The sequence below is a fragment of the Phyllobacterium myrsinacearum genome, from assembly GCF_014138285.1.
Classification (GTDB): domain Bacteria; phylum Pseudomonadota; class Alphaproteobacteria; order Rhizobiales; family Rhizobiaceae; genus Phyllobacterium; species Phyllobacterium myrsinacearum_A.
The window spans coordinates 427,773-454,601 of the sequence record NZ_JACGXN010000002.1; the positions used below are offsets into that span (position 1 = coordinate 427,773).

Below are 26,829 nucleotides of genomic sequence, written 5' to 3' on the forward strand. Positions count from 1 at the left end.
CTAGTTTTTCTGTGCCGAATCACTACATTGGAGACAAATGTCCGGATTGCCTGACGATATTCCGTTTTTTGACGAACCTGATGCGCCTCGCCAGCCTCAGGGCATAGCTGCACGCGCCATGCAGGCTCGTGGCGCGCCGCCCTATCTCAATGGCCTCAACCCTGAACAACGCCTTGCGGTTGAAACTACCGAAGGGCCCGTGCTGGTTCTGGCGGGTGCGGGTACCGGCAAGACGCGGGTGCTGACCTCGCGCATCGCCCACATCCTGTCACTCGGCAAGGCCTATCCCAGCCAGATACTCGCGGTGACCTTCACCAACAAGGCGGCGCGTGAGATGAAGGAGCGCATCGGCGTTCTCGTCGGCGGTGCCGTGGAAGGCATGCCGTGGCTCGGCACGTTCCACTCCATCGGGGTCAAGCTTCTGCGCCGCCATGCGGAACTGGTTGGCCTGCGCTCTGATTTCACCATTCTCGACACGGATGATGTCATCCGCCTGATCAAGCAGATCATTCAGGCCGAAGGGCTGGACGACAAGCGCTGGCCTGCCAAACAATTCGCGCTGATGATCGACGGCTGGAAAAACAAGGGTCTTGGCCCCTCGGAAATCCCCGAGGGCGATGCCCGCGCCTTTGCCAATGGCAAGGGCCGCGAGCTCTATACCGCCTATCAGAACCGCCTGAAAACGCTGAATGCCTGCGATTTCGGCGATCTGCTCTGCCATCCCATCCGCATGTTCCGCGCCTATCCGGATGTGCTGAAGGAATATCACGCCAAATTCCGCTATATCCTCGTCGATGAGTATCAGGACACCAACACCGCCCAGTATATGTGGCTGCGCCTGATCGCACAGGGCTCGAAAAATGTCTGCTGTGTTGGCGATGACGACCAGTCGATCTATGGCTGGCGCGGTGCCGAAGTCGACAACATCCTGCGCTTCGAAAAGGATTTTCCCGGCGCGGTCGTAATCCGGCTGGAACGCAATTACCGCTCGACGGCGCATATTCTCGGCGCGGCCTCCTTCCTCATTTCCCACAACGAGGGCCGTCTCGGCAAAACCCTGTTCACCGACGCCCCGAATGCCGAAGACGCCAAGGTCAACGTGCATGCCGCCTGGGATTCCGAAGAGGAGGCCCGCGCGGTCGGCGAGGAAATCGAACAGGCGCAGCGCAGGGGCCACAAGCTCAACGATATGTCGATTCTCGTGCGCGCCTCCTTCCAGATGCGCGAATTCGAAGACCGTTTCGTCACCCTCGGCCTCAATTACCGGGTTGTCGGCGGTCCACGCTTCTACGAGCGCCTCGAAATCCGCGATGCCCTCGCCTATTTCCGCGTCGTTGCCCAGGGATCTGATGATCTTGCCCTTGAGCGCATCGTCAACACGCCCAAGCGTGGCCTCGGTGAAGCCGCGATTCGGCAGGTGCATGACTACGCCCGCGCCCGCGACATCGCCATGCTCGAAGCCGCTTCTGATCTGGTGCAGACGGAAGAGCTGAAGCCCAAACCCCGCTCGGCCCTGCGTGAAGTGGTTGAAAACTTCCATCGCTGGCAATCGCTGATTGATTCCACGCCGCATACGCAGCTGGCCGAAATGATCCTCGATGAATCAGGCTACACAGCCATGTGGCAGGCGGACCGTTCAGCGGAAGCGCCAGGCCGATTGGAAAACCTCAAAGAACTCATCCGCTCGATGGAGGAGTATGAGTCCCTGCGGTCCTTCCTCGAGCACGTGGCTTTGGTCATGGATGCCGAGCAGAACGAAAATCTGGATGCGGTCAACATCATGACGCTGCATTCAGCCAAGGGTCTTGAATTTGAGACCGTTTTTCTGCCCGGCTGGGAGGAAGGCCTGTTTCCGCACCAGCGCGCGCTGGATGAAGGCGGCCGCTCCGGTCTTGAGGAAGAGCGGCGCCTCGCCTATGTCGGCTTGACCCGCGCCAAGAAAAACCTGCACATCTGGTTTGTCTCCAACCGGCGTATTCATGGCCTCTGGCAATCGACAATCCCCTCCCGTTTTCTCGAGGAACTGCCGGAAGCGCACGTGGAAGTTGTTGCTACGGGTAATTCCTATGGTGGTTACGGATCCGGCGGCGGCTACGGCCAGTCGCGCTTTGACCGCGCCGATCCGTTCGAGAATACCTATTCCACGCCCGGTTGGCAGCGCGCCCAGCAGAACCGTTCCGATGCCACGCGCAACAACTGGGGCTCGCGCTCCGGCTCAAAGGTCGAGCGCATCGGCTATGGCGAAACGGATTCCGGCCACGGCGCCGGTCGCGGCTCGGTCAAGGGCCGCATGATCGATGGCGAGCTGGTGGCCAAGTCCGTCAGCGAAACCCCATCGAATTTCGATGTCGGCGACCGGGTGTTCCACATCAAGTTCGGCAACGGCAACGTCTCATCCATCGAAGGCAACAAGCTGACCATCGATTTCGACAAGGCCGGACAAAAACGTGTGCTGGACAGTTTTGTAAAGCAGATTTGAGCACCCCCTCTGTCCTATCGGACATCTCCCCCACAAGGGGGGAGATCACATCGCCATCACGATCCCGCTCAATTTTCACCATTGAAGATTAGCTGAAACCTTAGTGAAGGCTGATCTCCCCCCTTGTGGGGGAGATGCCCGACAGGGTAGAGGGGGGTATAAATCGTTTCCCTGGAATCGCAGCAAACCTATTCCGGTTTGCCCTTTGTCCAGGTGACATTCCCGGCAAACAGCGGAATGGTAGCGATCGAGGTTTTGGCGGAACCATCCTGCACCTGGCTGGCGTGGGCCAGATAGATCAGCGCATTGTTCTGCTTGTCATAGATACGGGTGATGTTCAGCTTCTTCCAGATAAGGCTCGTGCGCTCGGAAAAAACCCGCTCACCACCCTCGCCCAGCTTGATATCACCGATCACGATCGGCCCGGTCTGCTGGCAGGAGATTGATGCGTTGGACGGGTCCTCGAACCAGTTACCCTTCTGTAGCCGGTCAATCACGCCGCGGGAGAATGAAGCGAGATGGCAGGTCACGCCCTGAATTTTCGGGTCGGAAACCGCATCGATGACGATATCATTGCCCAGCCAGTCCACACCGACTTTACCGACCTCTTCGGCCTGTACAGGCAGGATGGCAGCGCCCAGAAGGGCCAGAGCAGCAAGAGCACGCTTCATCGAAATTCTCCTGAAAGTTGATTAGAAGTGCGAGACACAGTTGGGTACCGTGTCCTGGAATTGCAAGCAGAACGGCCTGCTGCTGCTATCGTTCCCACTTCGCCAGAAAATCTTCGATGCTGAGCGACTGGATATCAGGCACGGCCTCGAAAATCGTCTCTGCAGGCCAGTCCCACCAGGCAAGCACCATGAGGCGCTCTGCAATATCAGCGGAAAACCGCGGACGGATCACCCGCGCCGGATTGCCTGCAACGATCGTATAAGGCGCCACATTTTTGGTGACCACCGCGTTGGCTCCGATCACCGCGCCATGGCCGATGCTGATGCCAGGCATGATCACCGCGCCATGACCGATCCACACATCATGGCCGATATTGACCCGCTTGGCCTGCCGCCGGGCGCGGAAATCGAAATCGATACCCCGAAAACGGAAGAATTCATTGGGCCGGTAGCTCACCTTGTGTGTGGTGAGCCGTTCCATCGGGTGTTCCAGTGCATTGATCCGCACATTGGACGCAATCGAGCAGAAGCGGCCGATATCCGCGTAGATGCCCTCGCTGTGGCGTTCGATGTAGGAGAAATCCCCCATCGTCACATCGCGCAGGATCACCCGTTCGCTCACCTCGGCAAAACGGCCAAGCTTCACGCTCTTGAGCTGTGCCGTCGGGTGAATACGCGGCTCGGGGTTTTGGAAACGCAGTTCGTCGGGTTCAGCCATCATGTTTCTCGTGCACTATCAGGGCAATCCTTTTGCATAAATGACGGTGAAATCCTATAATCAACTGATGAAATCATCCTATTCCATCAGCCCGTCGCGATTGACACTCTACGCAACGCTGGCGCTTGCCGCTGCCGTTGCAACCGGTGTGACCTTCGCCGCATGGTTCAACCATGGCGATACAATCTTTCTATCGCTTATCCAGGCTGGTCTTTCCTGGTGCATGTAGAAGCGCCGACATCACTTCCAAAGGACATTTCCCCATGAACAGAGGCCTGATGCCGTTCCTTGTCGCCGCGATCGTTCTGCTTGCCGCCGCGGCCGGATGGATCACGTTCCAATCCTACCGCCATCAGCCGGGTTCCGCCAATGCCGGTCCTTTCGGCGTGCCCTTTCAGCTGGTTACCATGAACAGCCAGCCGATCACCGAGGCGGCTTTCCGGCAAAAACCGTCGGTGGTGTTCTTCGGCTTCACCCATTGCCCGGAGATTTGTCCAACCACCCTGTTTGAACTTGACGCCTGGCTGAAGCAGCTGGGCCCGGAGGGGCAGAACATCAATGCCTATTTCGTTACCGTCGATCCTGAACGCGATACGGCCGATGTCATGAAAACCTATGTCGGCAATGTATCGGACCGCATCACCGGCATCACTGGCGATCCTGACAAAATGGCGGCAATGCTCAAAGGTTACAGCGTCTATGCACGCAAAGTGGCCACCGAGGGCAATGACTACACCATGGATCACACCGCCTCGGTCTTTCTTCTGGATAGCAAGGGCGGTTTCTTCGGCACCATTGCCTATGGCGAAAATCCTGATACGGCTGTCGCGAAGCTGAAACGTCTGGCCAAGAGCTGATGCACTAAAGCAGCGCCACCTAGAATTTCGAAAGTACACGACCTGATGACCCAAACCCGCCTGTTCCTCACCGCTGGCAAGATCGAAGCCGACCGCGTGTTCGATCTGTTGCAGCTCGCCTTTGAAGAGGATGGCCTGCCGATCTCCACCTTCGAAGTGGACGAGGATGCGGAAATCTTCGAGGTCTCGGTCTACACGTTCGAACCTGACGAGATCGAGCCGCGCATCCGCGATATACTTGGCGCTGATGCCTTTGGCCTCGACGTGCAGCGCGAGCAGGTTCCGGATATCGACTGGGTTGCCCACTCACTCGAGGGCCTTTCGCCGGTTCGCGCCGGCCGTTTCTTCGTGCATGGATCGCATGACCGCGACAAGCGCCGCATCAATGACCTCGGTATTGAGATTGACGCGGGTCTTGCCTTCGGCACGGGCCATCATGGCACCACATCCGGCTGCCTTGATATGATCGGCGAAGTGATCCGCCGCGAACATCCGCGCAATGCGCTGGATCTCGGCACCGGTAGCGCCGTGCTGGCCATCGGCATTGCCAAGCTCGCGCCCATTCCGGTTCTCGCAACGGATATCGACCCGGTGGCCGTGGCGGTGGCGCAGGATAATGTGGTGAAAAACGGCGTTGCGTCACGCGTCCAGACAGAGACGGCCACAGGTTTCCATCACCCGGCCATGCGCTTTGCCGCGCCGTTCGATCTGATCGTCGCCAATATTCTCGCCCGCCCGCTGATGCAGCTCGCGCCGGAGATGCGCAAGCATCTGGCCTGGGGCGGATCGCTTATTCTCTCTGGCATTCTGGAGACCCAGCGCGACAAGGTGCTGGCCGCCTATCGCGTGCAGGGTCTTTTCCATCAGAAGACGCTGCGGCGCGAGGGCTGGGTCACCCTGCACCTCAAGGCAAAATCCACCTACTGAATCAAAAGGGCAGCCAAAAGCTGCCCTTTATTCTCAGCCTGAATGCTTAAACGTAATAAGCGATGTGCTTGGTTCTTTCACGCGTGCCGTCGACGGAACGGACAACATACCGTTCCATCTGGGCCGTGCGGTAAGCGATCAGATTTTCGAGCGCTGTCTTGAAAAACCCGCGGACCTTCTGTGCCATGGTGCATCTCCGTGATTGATGGTGGCAACCGATCCTCCCGTTGTTACGCTATAGCTGACTCTCCCCTATCTCGGCCAGCCGTCCCGCTGCATGGCAGTCATGACGATTGTGCATATGCGAAGTCATGATTGTGCAATGCACACATGATACGACGACCGTCAGCCATTGCAAAAAGCCGGTGTAAACAATACGCCTCCATTGCCTCCGCCGTGATCGAAAGATAGGTTCCATCACCCAACAGCAGAGGTTTGCATCACCATGTTCCAGTCGTTTGAGGTCGTCAGCAATCCGGCCACCGGCGCCCCGCGCGTCGCCAAGCTGCGCGCCGAACTCGAATCCCACAATCTTGACGGTTTTCTTGTCCCCCGTGCGGACGAGCATCAGGGCGAGTATGTACCACCCCGCGCGCAGCGCCTGGCATGGCTGACGGGCTTCACCGGTTCTGCCGGCGTTGTGCTCGTCCTCAGGAACAACGCACATCTGTTTGTCGACGGCCGCTACACGCTGCAGGCCGCCGAACAGACCGACCCGGCGGTGTTCACGGTGGAAAGCCTGGTGGAAACCCCTCCGCCAGTCTGGCTGCGCAACAGTGGCCGCAAACTCACCATCGGCTTCGATCCCTGGCTGCACACCATTGCCGAAACAAAGGCATTGCGCGAAGCGCTTGAAGCCAATGGCGGCACCCTCGTTGCGGTCAAGGACAATCTTGTGGATCTGGTCTGGGAAGACCAGCCTGCTCCGCCACTGGAAGCCGTGACGATCCAGCCGGAAAAATATGCCGGGAAACTCGCCAGCGACAAGCTGAAGGAACTGGCTGAAGCGGTGGAAAAGGCAAAGGCCGACGCAACCGTGCTGACAGACCCCTCCTCAATCGCATGGGCATTCAACATTCGCGGCAATGACGTCAGCAACACGCCCCTGCCTCTCGCCTTTGCCATTATCCCTGTTTCGGGCGAGCCGCTGCTCTTCATCGACAAGCGCAAGCTGCCCATCGAGACGGAAGCCTATCTGACACAACTCACCACGCTCCGCCCGCCATCAGCCCTTGAAGCCGATGTCGCCAACCTCGGCGCACAAGGCAAAGTGGTGATGCTCGATCCGGCGCTTGCAGCCGAAAAACTGCGGCTCGTGGTTGAACATGCCGGTGGCAGGGTCGTCGAGGGCACGGATCCCGCCCGCCTGCCCCGCGCGCTCAAAAACGCAGCTGAGCTTGCAGGCGCACGCAAATCCCACGAACGCGATGGCGTTGCCATGGTCTCCTTCCTGGCATGGGTCGACGCGCAGACACCCGGCACGATCGACGAGATCGACGCGGCGAAGAAGCTGGAGGAAACCCGCCGCACCGTGGCCGAAGGTTTCCAGATGCCGCTCGAAAACCTTTCGTTCGACAGCATTTCGGGCGCTGGCCCCAATGGCGCTTTTGCCCATTACCGGGTCAACACCCAGTCAAACCGCAAATTGCAGGAGGGCGAGCTCTATCTCATCGACAGTGGCGGCCAGTACCGCGACGGCACGACCGATATCACCCGCACCCTGCCCGTGGGCAAGCCGACGGACGACATGAAGCGCAAGTTCACGCTGGTGCTCAAAGGCGTGATCGCCATCACCACGGCGCGGTTCCCCAAGGGTACGCGCGGCATGGATATCGATGTGCTCGCCCGTATAGCCCTGTGGAAACAGGGCTACGATTACGGCCACGGCACCGGCCATGGTGTCGGCTCGTTCCTGTCGGTGCATGAGGGGCCGCAGAGCATCTCCAAGCGCGGCATGCACGAACTGCTGCCGGGCATGATCCTGTCCAACGAACCGGGCTACTACAAGCCCGGCGGCTATGGCATCCGCACGGAAAACCTGCTCATTGTCACGGAACCTGTTGTGCCCGAGGGCGGCGATATCCCGATGATGGGTTTTGAGACGATCACGTTCTGCCCGATCGACAGGCGGCTGATTGATACCAGTCTGCTTATCCGGGAAGAGCTGGTGTGGCTCGATTCCTATCACGCGAAGGTGCGGGAGACCTTGCTGCCGCACACCAGCGCAGCTGACCGCGACTGGCTGATCAAGGCGACCGAACCGCTCGGATAGCTTAAACCGGAAGCTGGCGCAGCAGGATGATCATGGCTGCGCCGGCGAGAAACATCGTCAGTGCATTGAACCGCAGGGAAACCAGCCCGGCAAACACCAGCGCGATCACTCCGCGCCAGTCCGCTGTGGCGATGGCGGGCGCCACAAGGGTCGTCAAGACAGCAGCGGGTACGGCATTGAGCGCCACTTCCACCCGCGGGTGCACATGGTCGAAGCGCGACAGGACGAGATGCCCCCCGATACGAGTGAGAAACGTCAGAACGGCGCCGGCAAGGATGATCCAGAAGATCGTCGACATCTCAATTCTCTCCCGCAGCTTTTTCAGGTTTCGTCACGATCACCGCAGTCAGGATACCGGCGAGAGCGCCGATGCTGACATGCCATGGCGAACCAATGGTCTTGGCCGCGACAATCGATGCGATCCCGCTGGCAATGACGATGGGTGCCCAGTTGGAGCGTTTGCGGAACCCCATCACCAATCCCAGGAAATAGATCGGCAGCAGCATATCAATACCGAGCGCGTGCGGATCCTTGATCAGATTACCAAAAAGACCGCCAATCCACGCTTCCACGACCCACATCACATAGATCGGCGTCGCAACACCAAGATACCACGCGAAGGTGACCCGGACGCCAGATTCCGCCCGCTTCTCTGTCTCCGCATATTGCGGATCAGTCAGCAGAAAATAGCTCAGCAAAGCCTGCGGTATGGTGAAATGGCCAATACGGCGGCCGACGGCCGCTGAGTACAGTACATGGCGGAAATTGACCGCGAAGATGGAAAAGACGATCAGCCACGCCGGAATATTATGGCCGAACAACTCGATGCCGACCATCTGGCTCGCACCGCCGAAGATGGCCGCACTCATCAGCACCGCTTCGAACACGGTGAAACCATTATCGATCGCCAAAGCGCCGAACAGCAGACCGAAAGGCGCCGAGGCAATCATCACAGGAAGGCCGCGGCGGAATCCTTGCCAGAATTCCACGCCAAAGCCCGCCTGCCGCGCGACGGCAGTGTTATCTTGATATGTTTGTTCGCTCATGATGAGGCTGGTCTAAGGCAGGTTGGCCAGCCTGTCACGTGAGAATTGTTGATCGCTATCATCAATGTTGTTGCAATGTCCGGCGCTTGTCAGGAGCGTGGCGCCGAGCGTAGGCTCATGCAAAGTCTATCGGGAGGAGACGCATGGCACACATCATCAACCGCAAGGACTGGGCCGAAGATACCGAACTGTGGAAGGGCGAATTCACCGGTAGGTCCTGCGGCACCAATGTTTCGGTGATCTTCTACAGCACGCACAAGATTGGGGGCGGTCCGGATCTGCATACGCATCCCTACCCCGAAACTTTCATCATCCGTTCCGGCAACGCCCGCTTCACTGTGGGTGACGAGGTGATCGATGCACATGCGGGGCAAATCGTCATCGCCCCTGCCAATACGCCGCATAAATTCAAGAACCTTGGTCCCGATCTTCTTGAGACCATTGATATTCACGCCAATGATGTCTTCATAACAGAATGGCTTGAGTAGCATCACCGCGCAAAAGAAATGCCACCGGGCGAGGTCGGCGCCCGGTGGCATCAGACCGACAGAAGCTGGCTTAGAACTTCTGGGTCAGGGAAATGCGGAAGCTGCGTCCGATCTCAGCATAACGGTCACTCGCCGCAAGGTTGATGCTGTTGGGAACATCCGTCGCCGTCCAGTACTTCTTGTCAAAGACGTTGAACACACCGCCCTGGATCTTCATGCCCTTGGCAAACTTCGGTTCCCAATAGGCAGTTGTATCGACGATGCCATAGCCTGGCGCAACGAAACCGCCGGTACTGACCTTGTCACGTGCAGCTGCCATGGTGAGGGAAACATCGGCACCCCAGCTGTCTGCGTTATAGCCCAGTCCGACAATCGCGCGGATCGGAGGAATGGAGTTCAGATACTCGTCGGTTTCGGTGTTCTTGCCTTCTGACCAGGCAACCGATGCCCAGGTAACCCATTTCTCTGCGAAATTGACGTGGCCGCTGATCTCAGCACCATAAATCTGCACACGGTCGAGATTGGCGTAGCCAGTGATACCACCAACCGGGTATTCACCGCCCGGAGGCGCAATCGTCACAGTATCGATGAAGTTGCGATAGTAATTGTTGAACACACTCGCCGACAACCCGTACTTCGCATTCTCGAACTTGGTGCCGATTTCGAAACCATTACTGGTTTCCGATTTCAAGTCTGGATTGCCGACACTGGCATAGGAGCCAGGAGCACCGTAGTTCTGGAACAGTTCCTGCGCAGACGGCGCACGGAACCCCTGGGCCCATTGTGCGTAGAAATCGAGATCACTGGTTGCGTGGTAAGTCGCACGCAGCTTCGGCGTAAAGCGCGAGTCACTGTTGGAGCCCGGCAGCGTGCCATCATAGTTCGGACCGCGTTCATAGGCCGCCGTCGACTGCGGACTATGCTCGTACCAGTCGAAACGGCCACCGGGCGTCAGGGTCAGACGGCCATTGAACAGTTCGATATCGTCTTCGGCGTAGATGCCAAATCCTGTAGACTGAACATCAGGCATATCGGAGCTGTTGGCGTGCAGCATCCGGCACGTCTGCGGGCCCATGGGTTGCCCTATCTTCGTCCAGTCGACATTGGGGCAGTTATCGACGCCGGCAGCGTATTGATGCCAGTCCTGCCGGTAAATTTCGGCACCAATGCGGAACTTGTGCTTGATGTTGCCGATCTCGGCTTCCTTGATCACGTAACCGCTGAAGCCATAGGCGTCGAGGTTCAGCTCATTGTCGCGTTTGTACACGCCAGAGGGGAAGCCATAGCGGAATGGGTCGCCGCGGATCGCCCGCGCGCGGGCGTCCGGCACGCGGATCGCATCAGTGGTGTTGTTAAGGGTCTGCTGGGTCCAATAGACGGTGGCGTGCGCCTCATCCAGCCAGCCGCCTTTTTCCGGAGCAATATAATCGTAGCTGCCGGAAATACGTTTGCGATCGTAATTCTCGCCGGATTTGAAGCTGCCCGGTACATAGGCAGATGTCGTACCGACCATGTTGTCGTAATCGGTATCGCGTTTGAAAATCTCGCCCGTCAGGCCGAAGCGGTGCCCGCCCTCGACATTCTGATAGAGTTTCACCAGCACATTGCCCTGATCATAGTCGAGCGGGTTCTGTTCTGTTCGCGCAGCGCCATAGCCGCCAACATCGCCGGGAATATCTTTCTCATGCCCCTGGCGATATCCGCCCTGCACCAAAAATTCCGTATTACCGGCACGGGCTGCAACCGCCGCGTTTGTACGCCAGCTGCTGTCGCCGCTGTCATAGCTGCCCTTCGTCAGAACACCCCAATTGCGCCCTTCGCCAATCACATCCGAGGGATCAAGCGTTCTCAGCTGAATGACACCGCCCAATGCACCCGAGCCATAGCGGCTCGAATCTGCACCCTTGGTGATATCGATCTTTGAAAGCCCATCGAAGTCAAAACCATCAAGCCCGCCCTGCATACCGCGCGGATCGGCTAGCCAAGGCACACGGATGCCATCGATGATCGTCAGAACACGGTTCTGATCCAGACCGCGAAGATTAATGCTTTTCGAGGCGGAATTGAAGTTCACGCCAGCATCGACTCGGCGCCCGAGATCCTGAAAATTATCGACCATCCGTTTTTGGATGGTTTCCCGGTCAGTCGTCGTCGTCAGCGGCGTCGCCTCCGTACCGCTCTGATTTCTTTTGAGAACAATCGGTGCGAGCTCGATATTCTCACCCGATGCAGGTGCAGGTGCCGTCTGCGCGAATGCAGCACCCGTACCTAACCCGACAACCAACAAAGTACCGGCGCTACCACACAACAGGCGCGCAAGCAGATTCCGTGCCAAAACCATATCCAACAAACCCCCGAGAGAATGCTTGGCTGGCTTAACGGGCAGCGTGTTTTACACACCGCGTTGATGGCTTGCTGAGCGAATTATCCTGCGTGTATTCACGCTGTACATTTGTTCAGTACAAAAACATGACTATAAAAGTCAATATTAATGAGGCGGATTATTTCCGGGCGTTTTATTGACTGGAACAGTGTTGCCGCGACGACACGTTCCGTAGCGGAAGGCAAGCCGCAGCCCATTGAAATATCGTCAGGAAATCAGCGTTCCCTCGATTTTCTTACCCCAGTCGATAAGCGGCTTTGCCTTCAGTGCGAACCCGAAAAGTTCATCGGCCAGATCCGGCGAGGTGATGCCATTCGGATCGATAGGGTAGCGCACGGCAAAATGCCGGTTGCGCAGACCCTCGACAAGATCAGGTTCGGTGACAGTTTCAAAGCCGCGCGGCGTGCGCTTGAGTCGGTCATAGTCGCTCAAGGTGAGACCGCTCTTTTTCAATGCTGCCACCATGGCCCGGTAATTCTCAGGCTTTTCGACAATGGCCTTGCGCATGGCCGCAAGAAGCTCCGGCTTCTGCTGCCACCACGCGACGGCAGCATAGCACCCTTTGTAATCTTCCAGACCGATGCAGACATAAAAGCAGCCTGATTCGGCCCATTTGCTGCCATCGGAGGAAAGCAGTGCTGACAGGTGCCTGTTATAAGGGCTTTTGTCCTTGGCAAAACGCGTATCCCGTTTGATGCGGAACTGCGATTTCTTCCGGTCTCCCTTGAACGGTAGTCCGGCTTTTTCAAACCGGGCGATGAGATCGTCAACGAGGTCGCCCAGCGGTTCGAGCAGATGGGCTTCGAACAGATCCTTGTTTTCAAGGAACCATTCCCGGTTCTGATGAAAATCCAGCGCCTTGAGGAAAGGCAGTGCCTTGTCGCCAAAGCCCTTGAAAACCGTCTCGCTCATGCGCCCACCAATGTAAACCAGGCATCTTCATCAATAACTTCAATGCCCAAAGACTGCGCCTGCGTCAGCTTCGATCCCGCGCCCGGTCCTGCCACCACGAGATCGGTCTTCTTGGAAACGGACCCGGCGGTCTTGGCGCCAAAACGCTCCGCCATGGCCTTTGCCTCGTCGCGTGACATACGCTCCAACGAACCTGTGAAGACAATGGTCTTGCCGGCGACCGGCGAATTGCTGACCGTGCGCACCTCTTCATCCAGGGGCGTCACTTCAGCAAGCAATGCCGCCAATGCTGTCCGGTTGTGCTCTTCCGCATAGAAATCGACCAGTGCCTCGGCCACGATACTGCCGATGCCGTCCACTTCATTGAGCTCACGCCAGGCGTCATTGCCCTTGTCTGATTTGTCCACCGGCAAAGTTGCGGCCTGTGCAACGGCCGCCAGCGCCCCATAGGAGCGATAGGCTTTGGCCAGCCGTTTGGCATTGACCTCGCCGACATGGCGAATACCCAGCCCGTAAATGAACCGGCTCAACGTCACCTGCCGCCGGTCATCGATCGCGTCATAGAGTTTCTTGACGGACACAGAACCAAAGCCGTCGATATTTTCCAGCTTGGCCAGCGATGCCGCCTGCCTTTTTCGCAGGGTGAAAATATCCGCAGGTGTGCCGATATGCAGTGCCGGATCATCGGATTTGAAGAAGAACTCGACCTGCTTTTCGCCAAGGCCCTCAATATCAAAGGCGTTGCGTGAGACAAAATGCCGGATGCGCTCCACCGCCTGCGCCGGGCAGATGAGACCACCTGTGCAGCGGCGGACCGCTTCCCCCTCCTCACGCACCGCGTGTGAACCGCAGGCCGGGCAGGTATCCGGGAAAACATAAGGTGACGGGCCGCGCGGCTTGTCCTCAACGATATCGACGATCTGCGGAATGACATCGCCCGCCCGCTGCACCACGACGGTATCGCCAACGCGCAGGTCCCGCCCCTCGCGGATCGGCTGGCCATTCTGGCCGATACCCCTAATGTAGTCCTCATTGTGCAGCGTCACATTGGTGACGACGACACCGCCCACGGTGACCGGCTCAAGCCGCGCCACAGGTGTCAGCGCGCCGGTGCGCCCGACCTGAATATCGATGCCCCTAAGAATGGTGATCGCCCGTTCGGCCGGGAATTTGTGGGCAATGGCCCAGCGTGGGCTGCGGGAAACAAACCCCAGCCGCTGCTGCAAGGCAAGATCATCCACCTTGTAGACGACGCCGTCGATATCATAGCCCAGCATCGCGCGCTGTTCCTCGATCTGGTGATAATGCTTGACCAGGCCTTCAACCGTATCAAACTTTTGCATCAGCGGATTGACGCGGAAACCATAGGACTTGAACGCCTCCACCATGCCCATTTGTGTCACTGCCGGCATGGTGCTGACTTCACCCCACGCATAGGCGAAGAACTGCAGCGGCCGCGATGCGGTAATGGTGGCATCGAGCTGGCGTAGCGATCCCGCTGCCGCATTGCGCGGATTGGCGAAAACCGGTTTGCCATCCTGTGTCTGGCGTTCGTTCAGCGCGGCAAAATCCGCATGGCTCATATAGACTTCGCCACGCACCTCAAGCACATCTGGCGGATTGCCGCCTAGCACATTCGGAATGCTGGCCACAGTGCGGGCATTGAGCGTGACGTTCTCGCCCGTTGTCCCGTCGCCGCGGGTTGCCGCCGTAACCAGACGTCCCAGCTCATAACGCAGGGACAGAGACAGCCCGTCGATCTTCGGCTCCGCGGTAATTTCTACCGGAGCACTTGCACCCAGCTTCAGGAAACGGCGGATACGATCGACAAAATCCTGCACGTCCTGATCGGAAAAGGCATTGTCCAGTGACAGCATCGGGATGGAATGCGTGACCTTGCCGAATTTCTCCGAGACCGTTGCGCCCACCTTGTTCGATGGCGAATCCTCGCGCTTCAGCTGCGGGAAGCGTTGCTCGATGGCCAGATTCCTGCGTCGCAGGGCATCATATTCGCCGTCGGATATGGTGGGGGCATCTTCCGTATTGTAGCGATAGTCGTGCTGGGCAATTTCTGCCGCCAGACGACCAAGCTCCTCTGCCGCTTCTGCTTCGCTCAGTTCTTCTACGGAAATGTCTGCCATGGCCTGTCCGACGCTGAAAATACGGATTCGGCCGGAGATTAGCTGAAGAGGCGGGGAAAAGCACCGTTCAAAATCGTCGTAGACCGCCGGTTGCGGTCAGCTCCTGCCATGAGCCTTTCTGCATCACGATAGTGCGTGGTTCGTGGTTCGACAAGCTCACCATGAGGGAGAGTGAGGATTGCAGGGAGTTCTATTCTGCAACGGTGGTGAATTATCTTGCAGCCCACTCTTTCCCTCATGGTGAGCTTGTCGAACCACGAACCATCCATGTGCAGCCTGCTCAGGACGCAGCAGCGCTGTTCTCGCGCAGAAGACGCACGGCAGCGGCGCGCGCCTCGTCCGTCACGCTGGCACCGGCCAGCATGCGGGCAATTTCTTCCTGCCGGTCGCCGGTTTCCATGGCACGGATGGATGTGGCAACGCGGTCATTGCCCGTGGCGGATTTGGCAATCAGAAAATGCGTTTGGGCCCGCGCCGCGACCTGCGGTGCGTGCGTGACCGATAGCACCTGCACCCTATCCGACAGGCGGCGCAAACGCTGGCCAATGGCGTCAGCCACCGCACCGCCGACCCCCGTATCGATCTCGTCGAAAACCAGCGTCGGCGCAGAACCCCGGTCAGCCAGAGCCACTTTCAACGCCAGCAGAAAGCGGGACAGCTCGCCGCCCGAAGCGACTTTCATCATTGGTCCTGCACGGGTGCCAGGATTGGTCCGCACCCAGTATTCGACGGTATCAATACCCTCGGGCAGGCGGTTTTCCGGATTTACCGACATCTCAACGATGAATTCAGCCCGCTCCAGTTTCAATGCCGGAAGCTCGGCCATGACAGCAGCCTTGAGGTGATCGGCAGTTTCATGCCGTTCCTTCGACAGGCTCAATGCTGCTTCGTCATAGGCGGCTCGCGCCGCGACAGCTTCTTTTTCAAGCGTGGCAAGCCGCTCCGCACCCGCATCGATATCCGCCAGATCGGCGTCCATTTTGTCGCGCAGGCCGGCCAGATCATCCACCGGCACTGAATATTTGCGCGCGGCGCCGCGCAGGGCGAAAAGCCGTTCTTCCGTCTGCTCGAGAATGCGTGGATCAAAATCAATAGCGCGGATCGCCTGTTCGATACCATTCTGCGCTTCGGCAAGCGCATTGAGTGCCTCGTCAATCGCCTTGACCACCGGCTCCAGCAATTGCGGCGCTTCCGGCACCTTGCGCTCCAGCCGCCGCACAAGGCTCGCCAGTGACGGGACCGGGGAACCGGACCCCGACAACGCTTCATTGGCATCGTTCACATCGCCGGCGATCTTTTCAGACCGCATCATCTCGGTGCGCTTGGTCGCCAGCGCCTCTTCTTCCTGCGGCTCCGGATCAAGCTTTGAAAGTTCGTCAACGGAAGCACGCAGATAATCGGCCTCACGGGCTGCCGCCTCAACCTTGGCGCGATGCCGCACCAGTGTGTTCTCGGCGTCCCGCCATGTCTTGTGCAAGAAGCGAACGGTTGCGGCCTTCGTTTCCAGCGAACCGAAAGCGTCGAGCAACGAACGGTGGATATCGATATCAATCAGCGCGCGATCATCGTGCTGGCCATGAATTTCGACCAACCGGCGGCCAAGCTCTTTCAACAAGGTTACGCTTGCGGCCTGATCATTGATGAAAACGCGGCTGCGTCCATCGGACGTCTGAACGCGGCGCAGGATAATATCGCCGTCATCGCTGATATCGTTGTCGCGCAGGAGCTGCCGCGCCGGATGAGCGCCAGCCACGTCGAACACGGCGGTCACCTGCCCCTGCTCCGCGCCGTGGCGCACAAGCGAGGCATCGCCGCGTGCCCCAAGGGCAAGCGACAAGGCATCGAGAAGGATGGATTTTCCGGCACCGGTCTCGCCGGTCAGTACCGACAAGCCATCGCGAAACTCAATGTCGAGCCGTTCAATCAGAACAATATCGCGGATCGACAGGTGCGAAAGCATGAATCGCTCAGGTTAAAAGTCTATTAGGTGCCACTTTTGCCGCCGACAATCGACGCGGCAGCCTTTGACAACCATGAACCGGCATTCTGACGCGGCTCAAGACCACCACTTTGCAGCAGCTTGTAGCTGTCCTTGTACCACTGGCTGTCCGGATAGTTCTGGCCAAGCACGGCAGCGGCTGTCTGAGCTTCACTGGTCAGACCAAGTGCGTAATAGGCTTCCGTCAGACGTGCCAGTGCTTCTTCGATGTGGCGGGTGTTGGAGTACTGCTCGACGACACCGCGGAAGCGCTTGATCGAGGCAAGATAGTCCTTGCGTTCAAGATAATAGCGGCCGACCTGCATTTCCTTGCCGGCGAGCTGATCCCGGGCAAAGCGGATCTTTTCCTTGGAATCGTCAACATATTCCGACTGCGGGAAGCGTTCGACCACTTCATTGAACGCAGCAATGGAGCGGCGTGTCATAGACTGTTCGCGCGTGACATCCGGAATCTGGCGATAATAGCAAAGGCCGGTGATGTAATAGGCGTAGGCGGCTTCCGGCTGCGTCGGATAAAGTGCGATGTACCGCTTGGTCATGGCAAGGGAGTCGTCATATTTGCCGGCGCGATAATTCGCGAAAGCACCCATGACGAGCGCCTTGCGGGCAAATTCGGAATAGGGATGCTGGCGGTCAACCGCATCGAACTTCTTGGCGGCTTCGTCGAGACGCCCGGCATTCAGATTGGCCAGGGCCTGATTGTAGAGCACGTCTGCGGGCTCGATAGTATCGACATAGGCCGACAGATCAAGATCGTCATCTTTCGAAGCACAACCTGAGATAGCTGCAATACCAGCAACGGACGCCAGAAGAAGGGCCAAACGGGCCTTGCTGCCAAACCCTGCACTCATCGACATTCTGCAACTCGCCATTCTGTCTTAGGCCCCATTCAAGAAATTAGAGCATGCGCAAATCGGATATCACGTTTGCGCATCATGCTCTAGATACAGTCAAACTAACCGTTAGTTGGGCGTTCTTAAACCACAAGCCAACAGAATCAGCAATCTTATTGCCATCTAATCGTCCAAATTTGTGGCGGAGACAAAAATGAGCTGTGAAAAGGAATTATTCCTCTCATTTTGGCAGTGACATATGCCCTACCCTGTAAATCCGGGTTGCATCGTTGACGGGTCCCGGCCCTTCTGCCCCCCACAAACGGAATCGCACAACTGTCCACGAGGTAGGCTCAAAGCCGGTAACGGACGCAACAATATCAGGGTGTTCAATGTCTTCGATCGCTCTTTCACTCTCCAGACGCCGTCTGTCGCCGAGTGGTATGCGGGCGTCGACCGGCAGAAACTCGCGGGTGGCAAATACGGCCTGCGCGATATCAGGCGCAATGCGCGCCTGCCAGACGAACCAGGAGTTCACCTGCGGCCTGCCGAATGCTTCTGATACGGCGGCAAATCCGTCGCCGCCGAGAAAATTGTTCAGGCCCTGCACCTCTTTCCACAGATAGAATGGCGCATAGGAATTGTCGCTGCTGCGGGTTTCATCCGTACGTCGTGCCGACAGATAGGCCTTGAATTGCAGATGCGGATAGTTGTCGAGCAAATGCCCCTTCTCCGCAATCCGCCGGTCAATAATCGCCATGTCGTAATCGGCGGGCAGCGTGAAACTGTACTGCATCGCGATCATGATCACACGCCCTCCCGTTCGACAGGTTCCAGCCAATGCACGGACTTGCCGTCGCGTACCGCCTGAATGCTGACATAGGAGAATGTGCTGGTGTCACTGGCGCCGTGCCAATGGCGCTCATCCGGCGCGAACCAGACACAATCCCCTGCCCGCAACTCTTCCAGCGGCCCGCCATCACGCTGGGCAACGCCGACCCCGGACAGAACATAGAGAAACTGTCCACGCGGATGGGTGTGCCAATGGGTAATGACGGCAGGGTCAACCGTGGCGCGCATCACGGTGTTTTCCGCTTCCTGCCCGCTTTCCAGCAGCATTTCGGCCCAGAACGGCGCCGAAGAGATTCCCTCGGGTGCGCGTCCGATTGCCGTTCCTGCCCGGAGCACAGTCATCTCCACCGGACAGGCCTTTGGCTTGATCATCGTATCGTCATTCATCGAACTATCCCTCGTATTGAATTAAAGCCGGATCAGACGACTTCCAACATCTGCATGCCGCCATTGCTGAACGACCATTCGTCCCGGGAGGATGTGCTGATGATGATCATGACATCTTCAGGCCGCACACCGGGGGAAGTCGCCAGCCGTTCCACAAGTCGCTCGTAGAATGCTTTCTTCGTTGCCGTATCGCGCGGCTTGCCGATTGCAATGGCAAAGATGATGAAATCATCCGAGCGCGGACCGCCGAGATAATTGCGGTCGAAAATGAACTCGTTCGGACGATGCTGGTGAATGACCTGAAAGAGATCATTAACGGGAACATTGAACGTCTCAATCATGGCCTGATACAGGTTGTCCGATATCGCCTTCAGGTACTCATCAGACTTGCCCTCGATCAGGGAAATGCGGGCGAAAGGCATGGCACGATCCTTTTTGACTGGCGCCTCAGAACAAGAGGACAGGCGCAATTGAACTTGACGAAATTGTTTTAACACCACACAATAATCCTGATAATCAGAAATATATGGATCAATTATCCTGAAAAAGTGGATTATTGGAAATGCGCCGGACCATATTCGATTTGGACGTTTTGCGGACCTTTACGACAGGCGTCGATCTCGGCAATTTTGCCAAGGCAGCCGATAAGCTGGGCCGCTCCACTTCTGCGGTCAGCGCTCAATTGAAAAAGCTGGAACAGCAGGCCGGGACACCGATTTTCCAGAAATCCGGACGCGGCCTTGCCCTGACCGACGCGGGCGAGACGATGCTCGCCTATGCGCGCCGGCTGCTTGACCTCAATGACGAAGCAGCCAGCGCCATCCATGGCATCGAATTGGAAGGCTGGGTACGGCTCGGCCTGCAGGAGGATTTCGGTGAAACCTTGCTTCCCAATATTCTCGGGCAGTTTGCCCGCGCCCATCCGAAGGTGCGCATCGAAGCGCGCGTGGCCCGCAATGCGGAGCTTATTGAGCGTGTCACATCGGGCCGCCTGGATCTCGCGCTGGCATGGAACAACAGCGCGCCTCTTCCTAACAGCGAACGCGTCATGGAGGTTCCCATGTGCTGGGTCGGCCCTGTCAATCCCAACCTGATCTGGCACAGATCTGATGGTGAACCCTTGCCGCTGGCCGCACTCGAAGCACCCTGCCTCCTGCGCACCGCCGCCATCAATGCACTGGATCGTGCCGGCATAGCCTGGCGTCTCGCCTTTATCAGTCCAAGCCTCGGCGGATTGTGGGCAGCGACAGCGGCAGGTTTGGGTCTGACAATCCGCACGCCGATTGGTTTGCCGAAAACGGTACAGCCGATACTACCGGGAGAAAACGGTCTGCCAATGCTGCCGAAAATCGGGCTCGACCTGCACCGCGCCGATGCAGAATCCGCACCCGTCACAGCCCGGCTGGCATCGATCATCCTGCATGCATTGCAGGAATTCCAGCCAGCCGATGCAAAAGCTGCTTAGGTGAACTTGGTTGTGTCGCTGGATGCTGCAGAAAATGCGGTGCGCGGTTCGTGGTTCGACAAGCTCACCATCAATATGCCATGCAAAACTATCGGGTCGGAATAGCTAAACAGCCCACGGGGCAAACACCGGCGCATTGACTGCAATCAGCGGTGCGCCGCGGTCATGTCCCGCCGCCTCGACGATTTCAAACGCCGAATGGTCAGCCAGCAGCGCGCGAAGAGCCATGGCGTTCAGGCGATGGCCGCCGCGATGAGAGCGGAAGCAGCCGATGAACGGCGCCCCCGCCAGAGCGAGATCCCCGACGGCATCGAGGGTCTTGTGCCTGACGAATTCATCCCTGAAACGCAGTCCGCCGGGATTGATGACATTGTTGTCGTCACCAATGACGAGCGAGTTATCAAGTGATGACGCAAGTGCCAGCCCCGCCGCCCAGAGCTTTTCCACATCCCGCATGAACCCGAAGGTCCGGGCACGGGAGATCTCGTCGCGGAAAACCGCCTCGCTCATATCACCGGAAAAGGTCTGTCTGCCGATCACAGGCGTTTCGAAATCGATCTCCACCTCGTAGCGCGTGCCATCATAGGGCAGAAACTCCGCCCACGATTCTCCGGCTTCAATCCGCGATGGTTTCAGAACACGAATGAAGCGGCGCTTGGCTGTCTGGGGCGCAAATCCAGCCTGATCAAAGGCCGCAAGGAAAGCGGCCGATGTGCCATCGACGATCGGCACTTCCGGCCCGTCAATCTCGATAATGAGATTGTCGATTCCTGCCCCTGCTATCGCCGCCATGACGTGTTCAACCGTGCTGATGGTCACACCATCCCGGTTGGCGAGGGTTGTGCTCAGATCCGTTGTGCCGACTTCTGAAACCAGCGCCCTGATTGCATGGCTGGTTCCAGCGGGATCGATCCTGTGAAACACAATCCCGGTATTGGCGTCCGAGGGCAAAAAGGTCATGCTGACAGGCGTGCCGCTATGCACGCCAATACCCGAGAGCGAGACCGGTTCTGCAATGGTCATTTGATAGTCGCGCAACTGGGGCCCCTGATTTGTCAATGTCATCATAAATTCGATCTGCGCCGCTTTGTCAGAATCAAACTGAACCACGGCTATTTTGCGCCGCAAGATACAGTTGTCATGGCACCAGACAAAATCACGGTTTCTACAGCCGCATAACCATGCTGCTCGGGCAAAAATGAGGTCGTTCCCAAGCTTTTTCAATAGTTTGAAAGAAAAAACCCGCCATTGAGGCAATGGCGGGTTTCATATTTCTTAATAATACGTGATCGGATCAGTTGGCCTGACGGCGCAGGAACGCCGGGATTTCCAGCTGGTCATCTTCCGACGACTGGCGTGACTGGGGCTGAACACGGCCCTGTTCGTCAAGCTGACCACGGCGTGGTGCATAGATCGACGCATCCTGCGACAGCGGACGGCGTGGCTCTGCCGGGCGCATGGCCGGTTCACGTGGCTGCGCTGGCTCAAGCCGTGCAGTGTCATCGTCGCGGCGGGTCAGGCCAGCGGTCAGGCGCTTCAGAAGACCCATCGGGCCGCGGTCTTCGTGGCTGTCATAGGATGCCTGGTCACGGCCATGATCGCGAGCATTCAGTTCAGCCTGAACAACTGGCGGGAAGTCAGCAACGTTTGGCATGCGTGGTGCCGGAGCTGGCTGTGGAGCCGGTGCTGCCTGCATCGCAACCTGCGGCTGTGCTACAGGCTGATGAACGGGCTGCTGCGGAGCTGCGGCAACCGGTGCATCAAACACTTCCGGAGCAGGAGCCTGGAAAATGCGGCTCTGCGGACGGAATTCCTGTTCGGCAGGCTGTGGTGCACGCTGCGGCATTTCCATTTCGGCGGCGCGAATGGCGTCGGCGACAGGATCTGTGATGCGAGCAGCTGGCTGCTGCACGACAGGACGTGGTGCAACGGTTTCTACCCGGGCAGCTGGCTGCTGGACAGGCTTGGCGATCGGCTTCATCGGCTGGCGAAATTCGATCGGCGCAGGGGCCGACTCTCCCAGCTGCTTGTCGATACCTGTTGCCACGACCGAAACGCGGATGATGCCTTCCAGGCTTTCGTCGAAGGTTGCGCCGAGGATGATGTTGGCATCCTGGTCGACTTCTTCGCGGATGCGGGTTGCAGCTTCGTCCACCTCGAACAGCGTCATGTCACGGCCACCGGTGATCGAGATCAAGAGACCCTTGGCACCGCGCATGGAGGTTTCGTCAAGCAGCGGGTTGGCAATTGCAGCTTCGGCAGCGGCCATGGCGCGACCGTCACCGGATGCCTCGCCCGTGCCCATCATCGCCTTGCCCATCTCGCGCATGACCGAACGAACGTCGGCAAAATCGAGATTGATCAGGCCTTCCTTGACCATCAGGTCGGTGATGCAGGCAACACCGGAGTAAAGAACCTGATCAGCCATGGCGAAGGCATCGGCAAAGGTCGTCTTGTCATTGGCGATGCGGAAGAGGTTCTGGTTTGGAATGACGATCAGTGTATCGACGTTCTTCTGCAGGTCCTCGATACCCATGTCGGCGGTGCGCATGCGGCGCTGACCTTCGAAATGGAAAGGCTTGGTGACGACACCAACCGTCAGGATGCCTTTTTCACGTGCGGCGCGGGCAACGACGGGCGCTGCACCGGTACCGGTACCGCCACCCATGCCTGCGGTTACGAAGCACATGTGCGTGCCCTGCAGGTGATCGTTGATTTCATCGATGCATTCTTCAGCCGCCGCACGGCCGACTTCCGGCTGCGAACCAGCGCCGAGACCTTCGGTTACCGCAGCACCAAGCTGAATAAGACGTTCAGCCTTTGACTGCGACAGCGCCTGGGCGTCCGTATTGGCCACAACAAACTCAACACCGCGCAAACCGGCATTGATCATGTTATTGACCGCGTTGCCACCGCCACCGCCAACACCAAATACGGTGATCCGGGGCTTAAGCTCGGTAATGTCCGGCTTTTGCAGATTGATGCTCATTTGTTTGTTCCTTTTTCCTTTACCGCTTCGCCGCCGCGGTATCTTTTTTGGGTTTCCCCGGATTGATCAAAAACTCTCTTTCAGCCACTGGCCGATACGCTGAAAACGCCCACCCGTACCTGTCATCAGCGATGATGAACCGGCCTTTACAGAACGCTCCTCAATTCCTGCCACCTGCGGATAGATCAACAGACCCACCGCTGCGGAGAAAGCTGGCCCCTTGGCGGCTTCGGGAAGCCCCGTAACACCCAGAGGACGGCCAATACGTACGTTGCGGGCCAGGATACGGCGCGCCACTTCAGGCAAGCCGGCCAACTGGCTGGCTCCACCTGTCAGGACAACACGCTTGCCGACAATCTGGCCGTAGCCGGACTGGTTCAGGCGATCGCGTGCCAATTCCAGTGTCTCTTCAACACGCGCCCGGATGATGCGTGTCAGCACCGCGCGTGGATATTGATTGGGGACATCACGTCCGTCATTGCCGAGCGGCGAGACGCTGATGAGATCCCGGTCATCGGCTGCACTCGGCAGGGCCGAACCGTGCATGACCTTCAGACGCTCCGCATCGTCCATATGGGCGGAGAGACCGCGAGCCACATCCATCGTGACGTGGTTGCCGCCGATGGCGATGGCGTCCGCATGAATGAACTTGCCTTCAGAGAATACGGAAATCGTCGTGGTGCCGCCGCCCATGTCGATGCAGGCAGCACCCATTTCCGCTTCGTCATCGACGAGGGCTGAAAGGCCACTGGCATAAGGGGTTGCAATCATCGCTTCGACCGAAAGGTGGCAGCGGTTGACGCACAGTTCCAGATTGCGCAATGGCGCCGCGTCGGCTGTCAGCACATGCATCTCGACACCGAGTGTATCCCCGATCATGCCAAGCGGATCACGAATACCCTTCTCACCATCGAGCGCATAGCCGATCGGCAGCGAATGCACGAGGTGACGCTCCGTTGCCAGCGCCTGCTTGGCACCGGCAGCAAGCACCCGGCGGATATCGGACTGATCGACTTCATGTCCGCCCAGATTGATGCTGGCGGAAAAGCTTTCGCTCTTCAGGCGCCCGGCGGAAATATTGACAATCATCGAATCGACGGTCAGGCCAGCCATGCGTTCGGCCGCATCGACAGCCAGGCGGATGGCCTGTTCCGCCGCATCCAGATTGACGATCACGCCTGATTTGATGCCGCGTGACTTCTGGTGGCCGATGCCGAGCACCTCGATGCGATGCGTGCGGCCGGGCAGGTGCGCGCTTTCCTCGCGCGGACGCAGCCGGGCGATGATGCAGCACACCTTGCTTGAACCAATATCAAGAACCGTCAAAGACCGCGTCCGTTTTGCGGAAGCAGCTCCAGTCGACGTGCTCTTACCGTTCAGAATACTCATATACGCTTCTCCGAACGCTTAGGCGCTTTGTCTCGCGCCTTCAAAAACTCTACACGCTGAACCATCGCATCTGGCGTCAGCTTCAAAACAACTCTGTCGGCAAGCCGCATATCCACGGACGAGATCGCCCGGGACAGGAGCCCGTCCTTCCGGTCCATGGCAACAATATCCGCAAGCGCCTGGTCAATACGGAACTCCGGCAACTTCACTGTCACGCCGTTCTTCAGGATCAGATCCCAGCGCCGGTCAGCCACCCGGGCATAGGCCTTGACCTGTGAAACGACATCCGGAAACGCTGCAATCTGCGCAAACAGTATCTTCGCCTGCTTGTCGGCACCGGCGCCCATGATCAGCGGCAGAGCTGAATGGCGGCCGGCGGAATAGGGAACGATGACGCGGCCGTCAGCATCGATAACCGAGAGGTCATCGCCGTTCTGCCAGACTGCCAGCGCGGACCGCTCGTGAATCGAAATCTGGATCGTGTTCGGGTAGACCTTGAACACATCGACGGATTCGACCCAGGGTAAGGTTGCGACGGCCTTTTGCGCATCGGCTGCGCTCAGACCGACCAGTGAAGTCTCGCCATCAAGACCAAGAGCACCGAGCACGTCGATCTCGGAGGTCTCCTTGTTGCCGACCACTTTCACATCTTCAATGGCAAAACCGAAGGTCGAGGTCGTAACCTTGACCACCTCGGGGGCATGACCACCGAGAATGGCACCGTAAGCACCTGTCAGAGCCAGAAAAACCACGGCACCGAGGGTCCCGGTATGGTTCGGTATATGAACCTCGCCCTCGACCATGCGGGTAAAGACACGCACGGGCTTGCGCAGGAATTTCGGCAGGACGAATCGGAAACGGCCAAAAGCCCCATAGGTGTACGACGGCCTGTCCGAAGACACCGGCGCTACACCCCGCGGGTGAACTTTTTTGCCCTTCAACGCAAACACGATGCGTCCTCCACCATCCAACTCAACAATTCACCGAAGGTATGCCCCGCAGCTTTGGCGATATCAGGTACAAGGGATGTTGGAGTCATGCCCGGCTGAGTGTTTACCTCGAGCCAAATCAGTTCACCATCTTCGGAAAAACGGTCGTCGTAACGGAAGTCCGACCGGCTAATCCCTTTACATCCAATTGCCTGATGCGCCTTGAGTGCTAGTGTTTGTATTTTTTGGTAAATTTTTAGTGAAATTTTAGCCGGACACACATGATTTGATCCGCCTGCAACATATTTTGAATCATAATCGTAGAACTGATGCCCCACAGGGATGATTTCGCACACCCCGATTGCCACATCGCCCATGACGGCACAGGTCAACTCCCGCCCGTGAACGTAGCGCTCGACCATGATAGTGCTGCCATATTTCCATTCGGCGGACGTGATCACCTGCGGCGGATGCGACTGATCCTCCTTGACGATGACAACACCGAAGCTCGACCCCTCGTTTACGGGCTTGACCACATAGGGCGGCTTCATCGGATGCTTCGTCGTGAAATCGAATCGGCTCATCACCCTGGCTTCAGCCACGGGAATACCGGCCGCCTTGGCGACAGTCTTGGCCTGTTCCTTGTTCATGGCCAGTGCCGAAGCGAGCACACCGGAATGGGTATAGGGAATTTCCAGATATTCAAGGATACCCTGGATCGTACCATCTTCACCAAACGGGCCATGAAGCGCATTGAAGGCCACATCGGGACGGAGTTCAGCGAGCACACTGGCAATGTCCCGGGTCACATCAACACGGGTGATCTGATAGCCTTCGGCTTCCAAAGCATCGGCGCAGGCATTGCCCGAGGAGAGACTCACCGGACGCTCCGATGAAAATCCGCCCATCAGCATCGCAACATGCTTTTTCGCCATGGAGGCAACCCCTTGTACACATCCCCATCACTACTGCGCCGTGCATCGCCCGGATGCACAAAGGACGCAGCAGCATCCTTTGTCAGCGCATAACCCTCTCCAAAATCGAAGCGATTTTCAGGGTTCTGCGCGGCGAAAAAAGAACGTGAGTCTCCAC

Annotated in this window: 25 protein-coding genes; 7 read left to right on the forward strand and 18 right to left on the reverse strand. The window is 58.0% G+C overall.

Annotation, left to right across the window (positions count from 1 at the left end; translation table 11 throughout):
- Positions 1-37 precede the first annotated feature (37 nt).
- On the forward strand, positions 38-2,479 hold the full coding sequence (locus tag FHW16_RS11650) for an ATP-dependent helicase (protein ID WP_182549349.1): 2,442 nt from the start codon (positions 38-40) through the stop codon (positions 2,477-2,479).
- A 188-nt stretch (positions 2,480-2,667) separates the two neighbouring features.
- Here the strand turns inward: FHW16_RS11650 and FHW16_RS11655 are convergent, their stop codons facing one another.
- Positions 2,668-3,150: a CreA family protein gene (locus FHW16_RS11655; RefSeq protein WP_182549350.1), complete on the reverse strand. Its 483-nt coding sequence runs from the start codon at positions 3,148-3,150 to the stop codon at positions 2,668-2,670.
- A gap of 85 nt (positions 3,151-3,235) precedes the next feature.
- Positions 3,236-3,868, reverse strand: coding sequence for a DapH/DapD/GlmU-related protein (locus tag FHW16_RS11660; RefSeq protein ID WP_182549351.1), 633 nt, complete (start codon positions 3,866-3,868; stop codon positions 3,236-3,238).
- A 67-nt stretch (positions 3,869-3,935) separates the two neighbouring features.
- On the opposite strand from FHW16_RS11660, the gene FHW16_RS11665 reads away from it, so the two are divergent.
- Genes FHW16_RS11665 through FHW16_RS11675 form a run of 3 tightly spaced genes read left to right on the forward strand, consistent with a single transcriptional unit; the run spans position 3,936 to position 5,652 of the window.
- Positions 3,936-4,097: a hypothetical protein gene (locus FHW16_RS11665; protein ID WP_182549352.1), complete on the forward strand. Its 162-nt coding sequence runs from the start codon at positions 3,936-3,938 to the stop codon at positions 4,095-4,097.
- A gap of 34 nt (positions 4,098-4,131) precedes the next feature.
- Positions 4,132-4,725: an SCO family protein gene (locus tag FHW16_RS11670; protein WP_246711720.1), complete on the forward strand. Its 594-nt coding sequence runs from the start codon at positions 4,132-4,134 to the stop codon at positions 4,723-4,725.
- A gap of 45 nt (positions 4,726-4,770) precedes the next feature.
- Positions 4,771-5,652, forward strand: a complete 882-nt coding sequence (locus tag FHW16_RS11675; RefSeq protein ID WP_182549353.1) for a 50S ribosomal protein L11 methyltransferase — start codon at positions 4,771-4,773, stop codon at positions 5,650-5,652.
- Between the two features lie 46 nt (positions 5,653-5,698).
- Here the strand turns inward: FHW16_RS11675 and FHW16_RS11680 are convergent, their stop codons facing one another.
- Positions 5,699-5,839, reverse strand: coding sequence for a hypothetical protein (locus FHW16_RS11680; protein WP_182549354.1), 141 nt, complete (start codon positions 5,837-5,839; stop codon positions 5,699-5,701).
- 258 nt (positions 5,840-6,097) lie between these two features.
- Here FHW16_RS11680 and FHW16_RS11685 point away from each other — a divergent pair, with 258 nt between their 5' ends.
- Entirely contained in the window at positions 6,098-7,924 is a 1,827-nt protein-coding gene (locus tag FHW16_RS11685) for an aminopeptidase P family protein (RefSeq protein WP_182549355.1), read from the forward strand.
- Position 7,925: 1 nt separating this feature from the next.
- Here FHW16_RS11685 and FHW16_RS11690 read toward each other — a convergent pair whose 3' ends face one another.
- Together FHW16_RS11690 and FHW16_RS11695 are read right to left on the reverse strand one after the other, a co-directional pair.
- Positions 7,926-8,222 carry an AzlD family protein gene (locus FHW16_RS11690; protein ID WP_182549356.1) on the reverse strand — a complete coding sequence of 99 codons (297 nt, stop codon included), beginning with the start codon at positions 8,220-8,222 and terminating at the stop codon, positions 7,926-7,928.
- A 1-nt stretch (position 8,223) separates the two neighbouring features.
- Positions 8,224-8,970, reverse strand: coding sequence for an AzlC family ABC transporter permease (locus tag FHW16_RS11695; protein ID WP_182549357.1), 747 nt, complete (start codon positions 8,968-8,970; stop codon positions 8,224-8,226).
- A 143-nt stretch (positions 8,971-9,113) separates the two neighbouring features.
- Between FHW16_RS11695 and FHW16_RS11700 the strand changes: the two genes are divergently transcribed.
- Positions 9,114-9,458 carry a cupin domain-containing protein gene (locus FHW16_RS11700; protein WP_182549358.1) on the forward strand — a complete coding sequence of 115 codons (345 nt, stop codon included), beginning with the start codon at positions 9,114-9,116 and terminating at the stop codon, positions 9,456-9,458.
- Positions 9,459-9,528: 70 nt separating this feature from the next.
- Here the strand turns inward: FHW16_RS11700 and FHW16_RS11705 are convergent, their stop codons facing one another.
- From FHW16_RS11705 to FHW16_RS11740, 8 genes are all read right to left on the reverse strand, one after another.
- Positions 9,529-11,793: a TonB-dependent hemoglobin/transferrin/lactoferrin family receptor gene (locus FHW16_RS11705; RefSeq protein ID WP_182549359.1), complete on the reverse strand. Its 2,265-nt coding sequence runs from the start codon at positions 11,791-11,793 to the stop codon at positions 9,529-9,531.
- Positions 11,794-12,048: 255 nt separating this feature from the next.
- Entirely contained in the window at positions 12,049-12,753 is a 705-nt protein-coding gene (locus FHW16_RS11710) for a DUF2461 domain-containing protein (RefSeq protein ID WP_182549360.1), read from the reverse strand.
- Entirely contained in the window at positions 12,750-14,894 is a 2,145-nt protein-coding gene (gene ligA, locus FHW16_RS11715) for an NAD-dependent DNA ligase LigA (protein WP_182549361.1), read from the reverse strand. The genes FHW16_RS11710 and ligA overlap by 4 nt, the downstream gene beginning before the upstream one ends.
- A gap of 280 nt (positions 14,895-15,174) precedes the next feature.
- On the reverse strand, positions 15,175-16,854 hold the full coding sequence (gene recN, locus FHW16_RS11720; protein WP_182549362.1) for a DNA repair protein RecN: 1,680 nt from the start codon (positions 16,852-16,854) through the stop codon (positions 15,175-15,177).
- A 23-nt stretch (positions 16,855-16,877) separates the two neighbouring features.
- Entirely contained in the window at positions 16,878-17,750 is an 873-nt protein-coding gene (locus FHW16_RS11725) for an outer membrane protein assembly factor BamD (protein WP_432652020.1), read from the reverse strand.
- A gap of 217 nt (positions 17,751-17,967) precedes the next feature.
- Positions 17,968-18,531 (reverse strand): DUF4865 family protein, encoded by a 564-nt coding sequence (locus FHW16_RS11730; protein WP_182549363.1) that lies wholly within the window; start codon positions 18,529-18,531, stop codon positions 17,968-17,970.
- Between the two features lie 2 nt (positions 18,532-18,533).
- The gene (locus FHW16_RS11735; RefSeq protein ID WP_246711721.1) at positions 18,534-18,965 is read right to left on the reverse strand and encodes a cupin domain-containing protein; all 432 of its coding nucleotides are present in this window, start codon (positions 18,963-18,965) and stop codon (positions 18,534-18,536) included.
- Between the two features lie 32 nt (positions 18,966-18,997).
- Positions 18,998-19,387: a tautomerase family protein gene (locus FHW16_RS11740; RefSeq protein WP_182549364.1), complete on the reverse strand. Its 390-nt coding sequence runs from the start codon at positions 19,385-19,387 to the stop codon at positions 18,998-19,000.
- Between the two features lie 140 nt (positions 19,388-19,527).
- Here FHW16_RS11740 and FHW16_RS11745 point away from each other — a divergent pair, with 140 nt between their 5' ends.
- Positions 19,528-20,430 (forward strand): LysR substrate-binding domain-containing protein, encoded by a 903-nt coding sequence (locus FHW16_RS11745; protein ID WP_182549365.1) that lies wholly within the window; start codon positions 19,528-19,530, stop codon positions 20,428-20,430.
- A 105-nt stretch (positions 20,431-20,535) separates the two neighbouring features.
- On the opposite strand, the gene lpxC is transcribed toward FHW16_RS11745, so the two are convergent.
- The 5 genes from lpxC to FHW16_RS11770 all read right to left on the reverse strand — a co-directional run bounded on the left by lpxC (position 20,536) and on the right by FHW16_RS11770 (position 26,672).
- Complete coding sequence (gene lpxC, locus FHW16_RS11750; RefSeq protein ID WP_246711722.1) at positions 20,536-21,498, reverse strand: UDP-3-O-acyl-N-acetylglucosamine deacetylase; 963 nt, start codon at positions 21,496-21,498, stop codon at positions 20,536-20,538.
- Between the two features lie 226 nt (positions 21,499-21,724).
- A complete protein-coding gene (gene ftsZ, locus FHW16_RS11755; protein ID WP_182549366.1) occupies positions 21,725-23,419 on the reverse strand; it encodes a cell division protein FtsZ in 1,695 nt (564 codons plus the stop codon).
- Positions 23,420-23,485: 66 nt separating this feature from the next.
- Positions 23,486-24,808, reverse strand: coding sequence for a cell division protein FtsA (gene ftsA, locus FHW16_RS11760; protein ID WP_182549367.1), 1,323 nt, complete (start codon positions 24,806-24,808; stop codon positions 23,486-23,488).
- Positions 24,805-25,758, reverse strand: a complete 954-nt coding sequence (locus FHW16_RS11765; RefSeq protein WP_182549368.1) for a cell division protein FtsQ/DivIB — start codon at positions 25,756-25,758, stop codon at positions 24,805-24,807. The genes ftsA and FHW16_RS11765 overlap by 4 nt, the downstream gene beginning before the upstream one ends.
- Entirely contained in the window at positions 25,746-26,672 is a 927-nt protein-coding gene (locus FHW16_RS11770) for a D-alanine--D-alanine ligase (RefSeq protein ID WP_182549369.1), read from the reverse strand. Before FHW16_RS11770 ends, FHW16_RS11765 begins: the two co-directional genes overlap by 13 nt.
- Positions 26,673-26,829: the final 157 nt, after the last annotated feature.

What these genes read in the sequence shown, in the direction of transcription:
- FHW16_RS11650 (WP_182549349.1), top strand. Translation starts at nt 38, where the DNA reads ATGTCCGGATTGCCTGACGATATTCCGTTTTTTGACGAACCTGATGCG.
- FHW16_RS11655 (WP_182549350.1), bottom strand. Translation starts at nt 3,150, where the DNA reads ATGAAGCGTGCTCTTGCTGCTCTGGCCCTTCTGGGCGCTGCCATCCTG.
- FHW16_RS11660 (WP_182549351.1), bottom strand. Translation starts at nt 3,868, where the DNA reads ATGGCTGAACCCGACGAACTGCGTTTCCAAAACCCCGAGCCGCGTATT.
- FHW16_RS11665 (WP_182549352.1), top strand. Translation starts at nt 3,936, where the DNA reads ATGAAATCATCCTATTCCATCAGCCCGTCGCGATTGACACTCTACGCA.
- FHW16_RS11670 (WP_246711720.1), top strand. Translation starts at nt 4,132, where the DNA reads ATGAACAGAGGCCTGATGCCGTTCCTTGTCGCCGCGATCGTTCTGCTT.
- FHW16_RS11675 (WP_182549353.1), top strand. Translation starts at nt 4,771, where the DNA reads ATGACCCAAACCCGCCTGTTCCTCACCGCTGGCAAGATCGAAGCCGAC.
- FHW16_RS11680 (WP_182549354.1), bottom strand. Translation starts at nt 5,839, where the DNA reads ATGGCACAGAAGGTCCGCGGGTTTTTCAAGACAGCGCTCGAAAATCTG.
- FHW16_RS11685 (WP_182549355.1), top strand. Translation starts at nt 6,098, where the DNA reads ATGTTCCAGTCGTTTGAGGTCGTCAGCAATCCGGCCACCGGCGCCCCG.
- FHW16_RS11690 (WP_182549356.1), bottom strand. Translation starts at nt 8,222, where the DNA reads ATGTCGACGATCTTCTGGATCATCCTTGCCGGCGCCGTTCTGACGTTT.
- FHW16_RS11695 (WP_182549357.1), bottom strand. Translation starts at nt 8,970, where the DNA reads ATGAGCGAACAAACATATCAAGATAACACTGCCGTCGCGCGGCAGGCG.
- FHW16_RS11700 (WP_182549358.1), top strand. Translation starts at nt 9,114, where the DNA reads ATGGCACACATCATCAACCGCAAGGACTGGGCCGAAGATACCGAACTG.
- FHW16_RS11710 (WP_182549360.1), bottom strand. Translation starts at nt 12,753, where the DNA reads ATGAGCGAGACGGTTTTCAAGGGCTTTGGCGACAAGGCACTGCCTTTC.
- ligA (WP_182549361.1), bottom strand. Translation starts at nt 14,894, where the DNA reads ATGGCAGACATTTCCGTAGAAGAACTGAGCGAAGCAGAAGCGGCAGAG.
- recN (WP_182549362.1), bottom strand. Translation starts at nt 16,854, where the DNA reads ATGCTTTCGCACCTGTCGATCCGCGATATTGTTCTGATTGAACGGCTC.
- FHW16_RS11725 (WP_432652020.1), bottom strand. Translation starts at nt 17,750, where the DNA reads ATGTCGATGAGTGCAGGGTTTGGCAGCAAGGCCCGTTTGGCCCTTCTT.
- FHW16_RS11730 (WP_182549363.1), bottom strand. Translation starts at nt 18,531, where the DNA reads ATGATCGCGATGCAGTACAGTTTCACGCTGCCCGCCGATTACGACATG.
- FHW16_RS11735 (WP_246711721.1), bottom strand. Translation starts at nt 18,965, where the DNA reads ATGAATGACGATACGATGATCAAGCCAAAGGCCTGTCCGGTGGAGATG.
- FHW16_RS11740 (WP_182549364.1), bottom strand. Translation starts at nt 19,387, where the DNA reads ATGCCTTTCGCCCGCATTTCCCTGATCGAGGGCAAGTCTGATGAGTAC.
- FHW16_RS11745 (WP_182549365.1), top strand. Translation starts at nt 19,528, where the DNA reads ATGCGCCGGACCATATTCGATTTGGACGTTTTGCGGACCTTTACGACA.
- lpxC (WP_246711722.1), bottom strand. Translation starts at nt 21,498, where the DNA reads ATGATGACATTGACAAATCAGGGGCCCCAGTTGCGCGACTATCAAATG.
- ftsZ (WP_182549366.1), bottom strand. Translation starts at nt 23,419, where the DNA reads ATGAGCATCAATCTGCAAAAGCCGGACATTACCGAGCTTAAGCCCCGG.
- ftsA (WP_182549367.1), bottom strand. Translation starts at nt 24,808, where the DNA reads ATGAGTATTCTGAACGGTAAGAGCACGTCGACTGGAGCTGCTTCCGCA.
- FHW16_RS11770 (WP_182549369.1), bottom strand. Translation starts at nt 26,672, where the DNA reads ATGGCGAAAAAGCATGTTGCGATGCTGATGGGCGGATTTTCATCGGAG.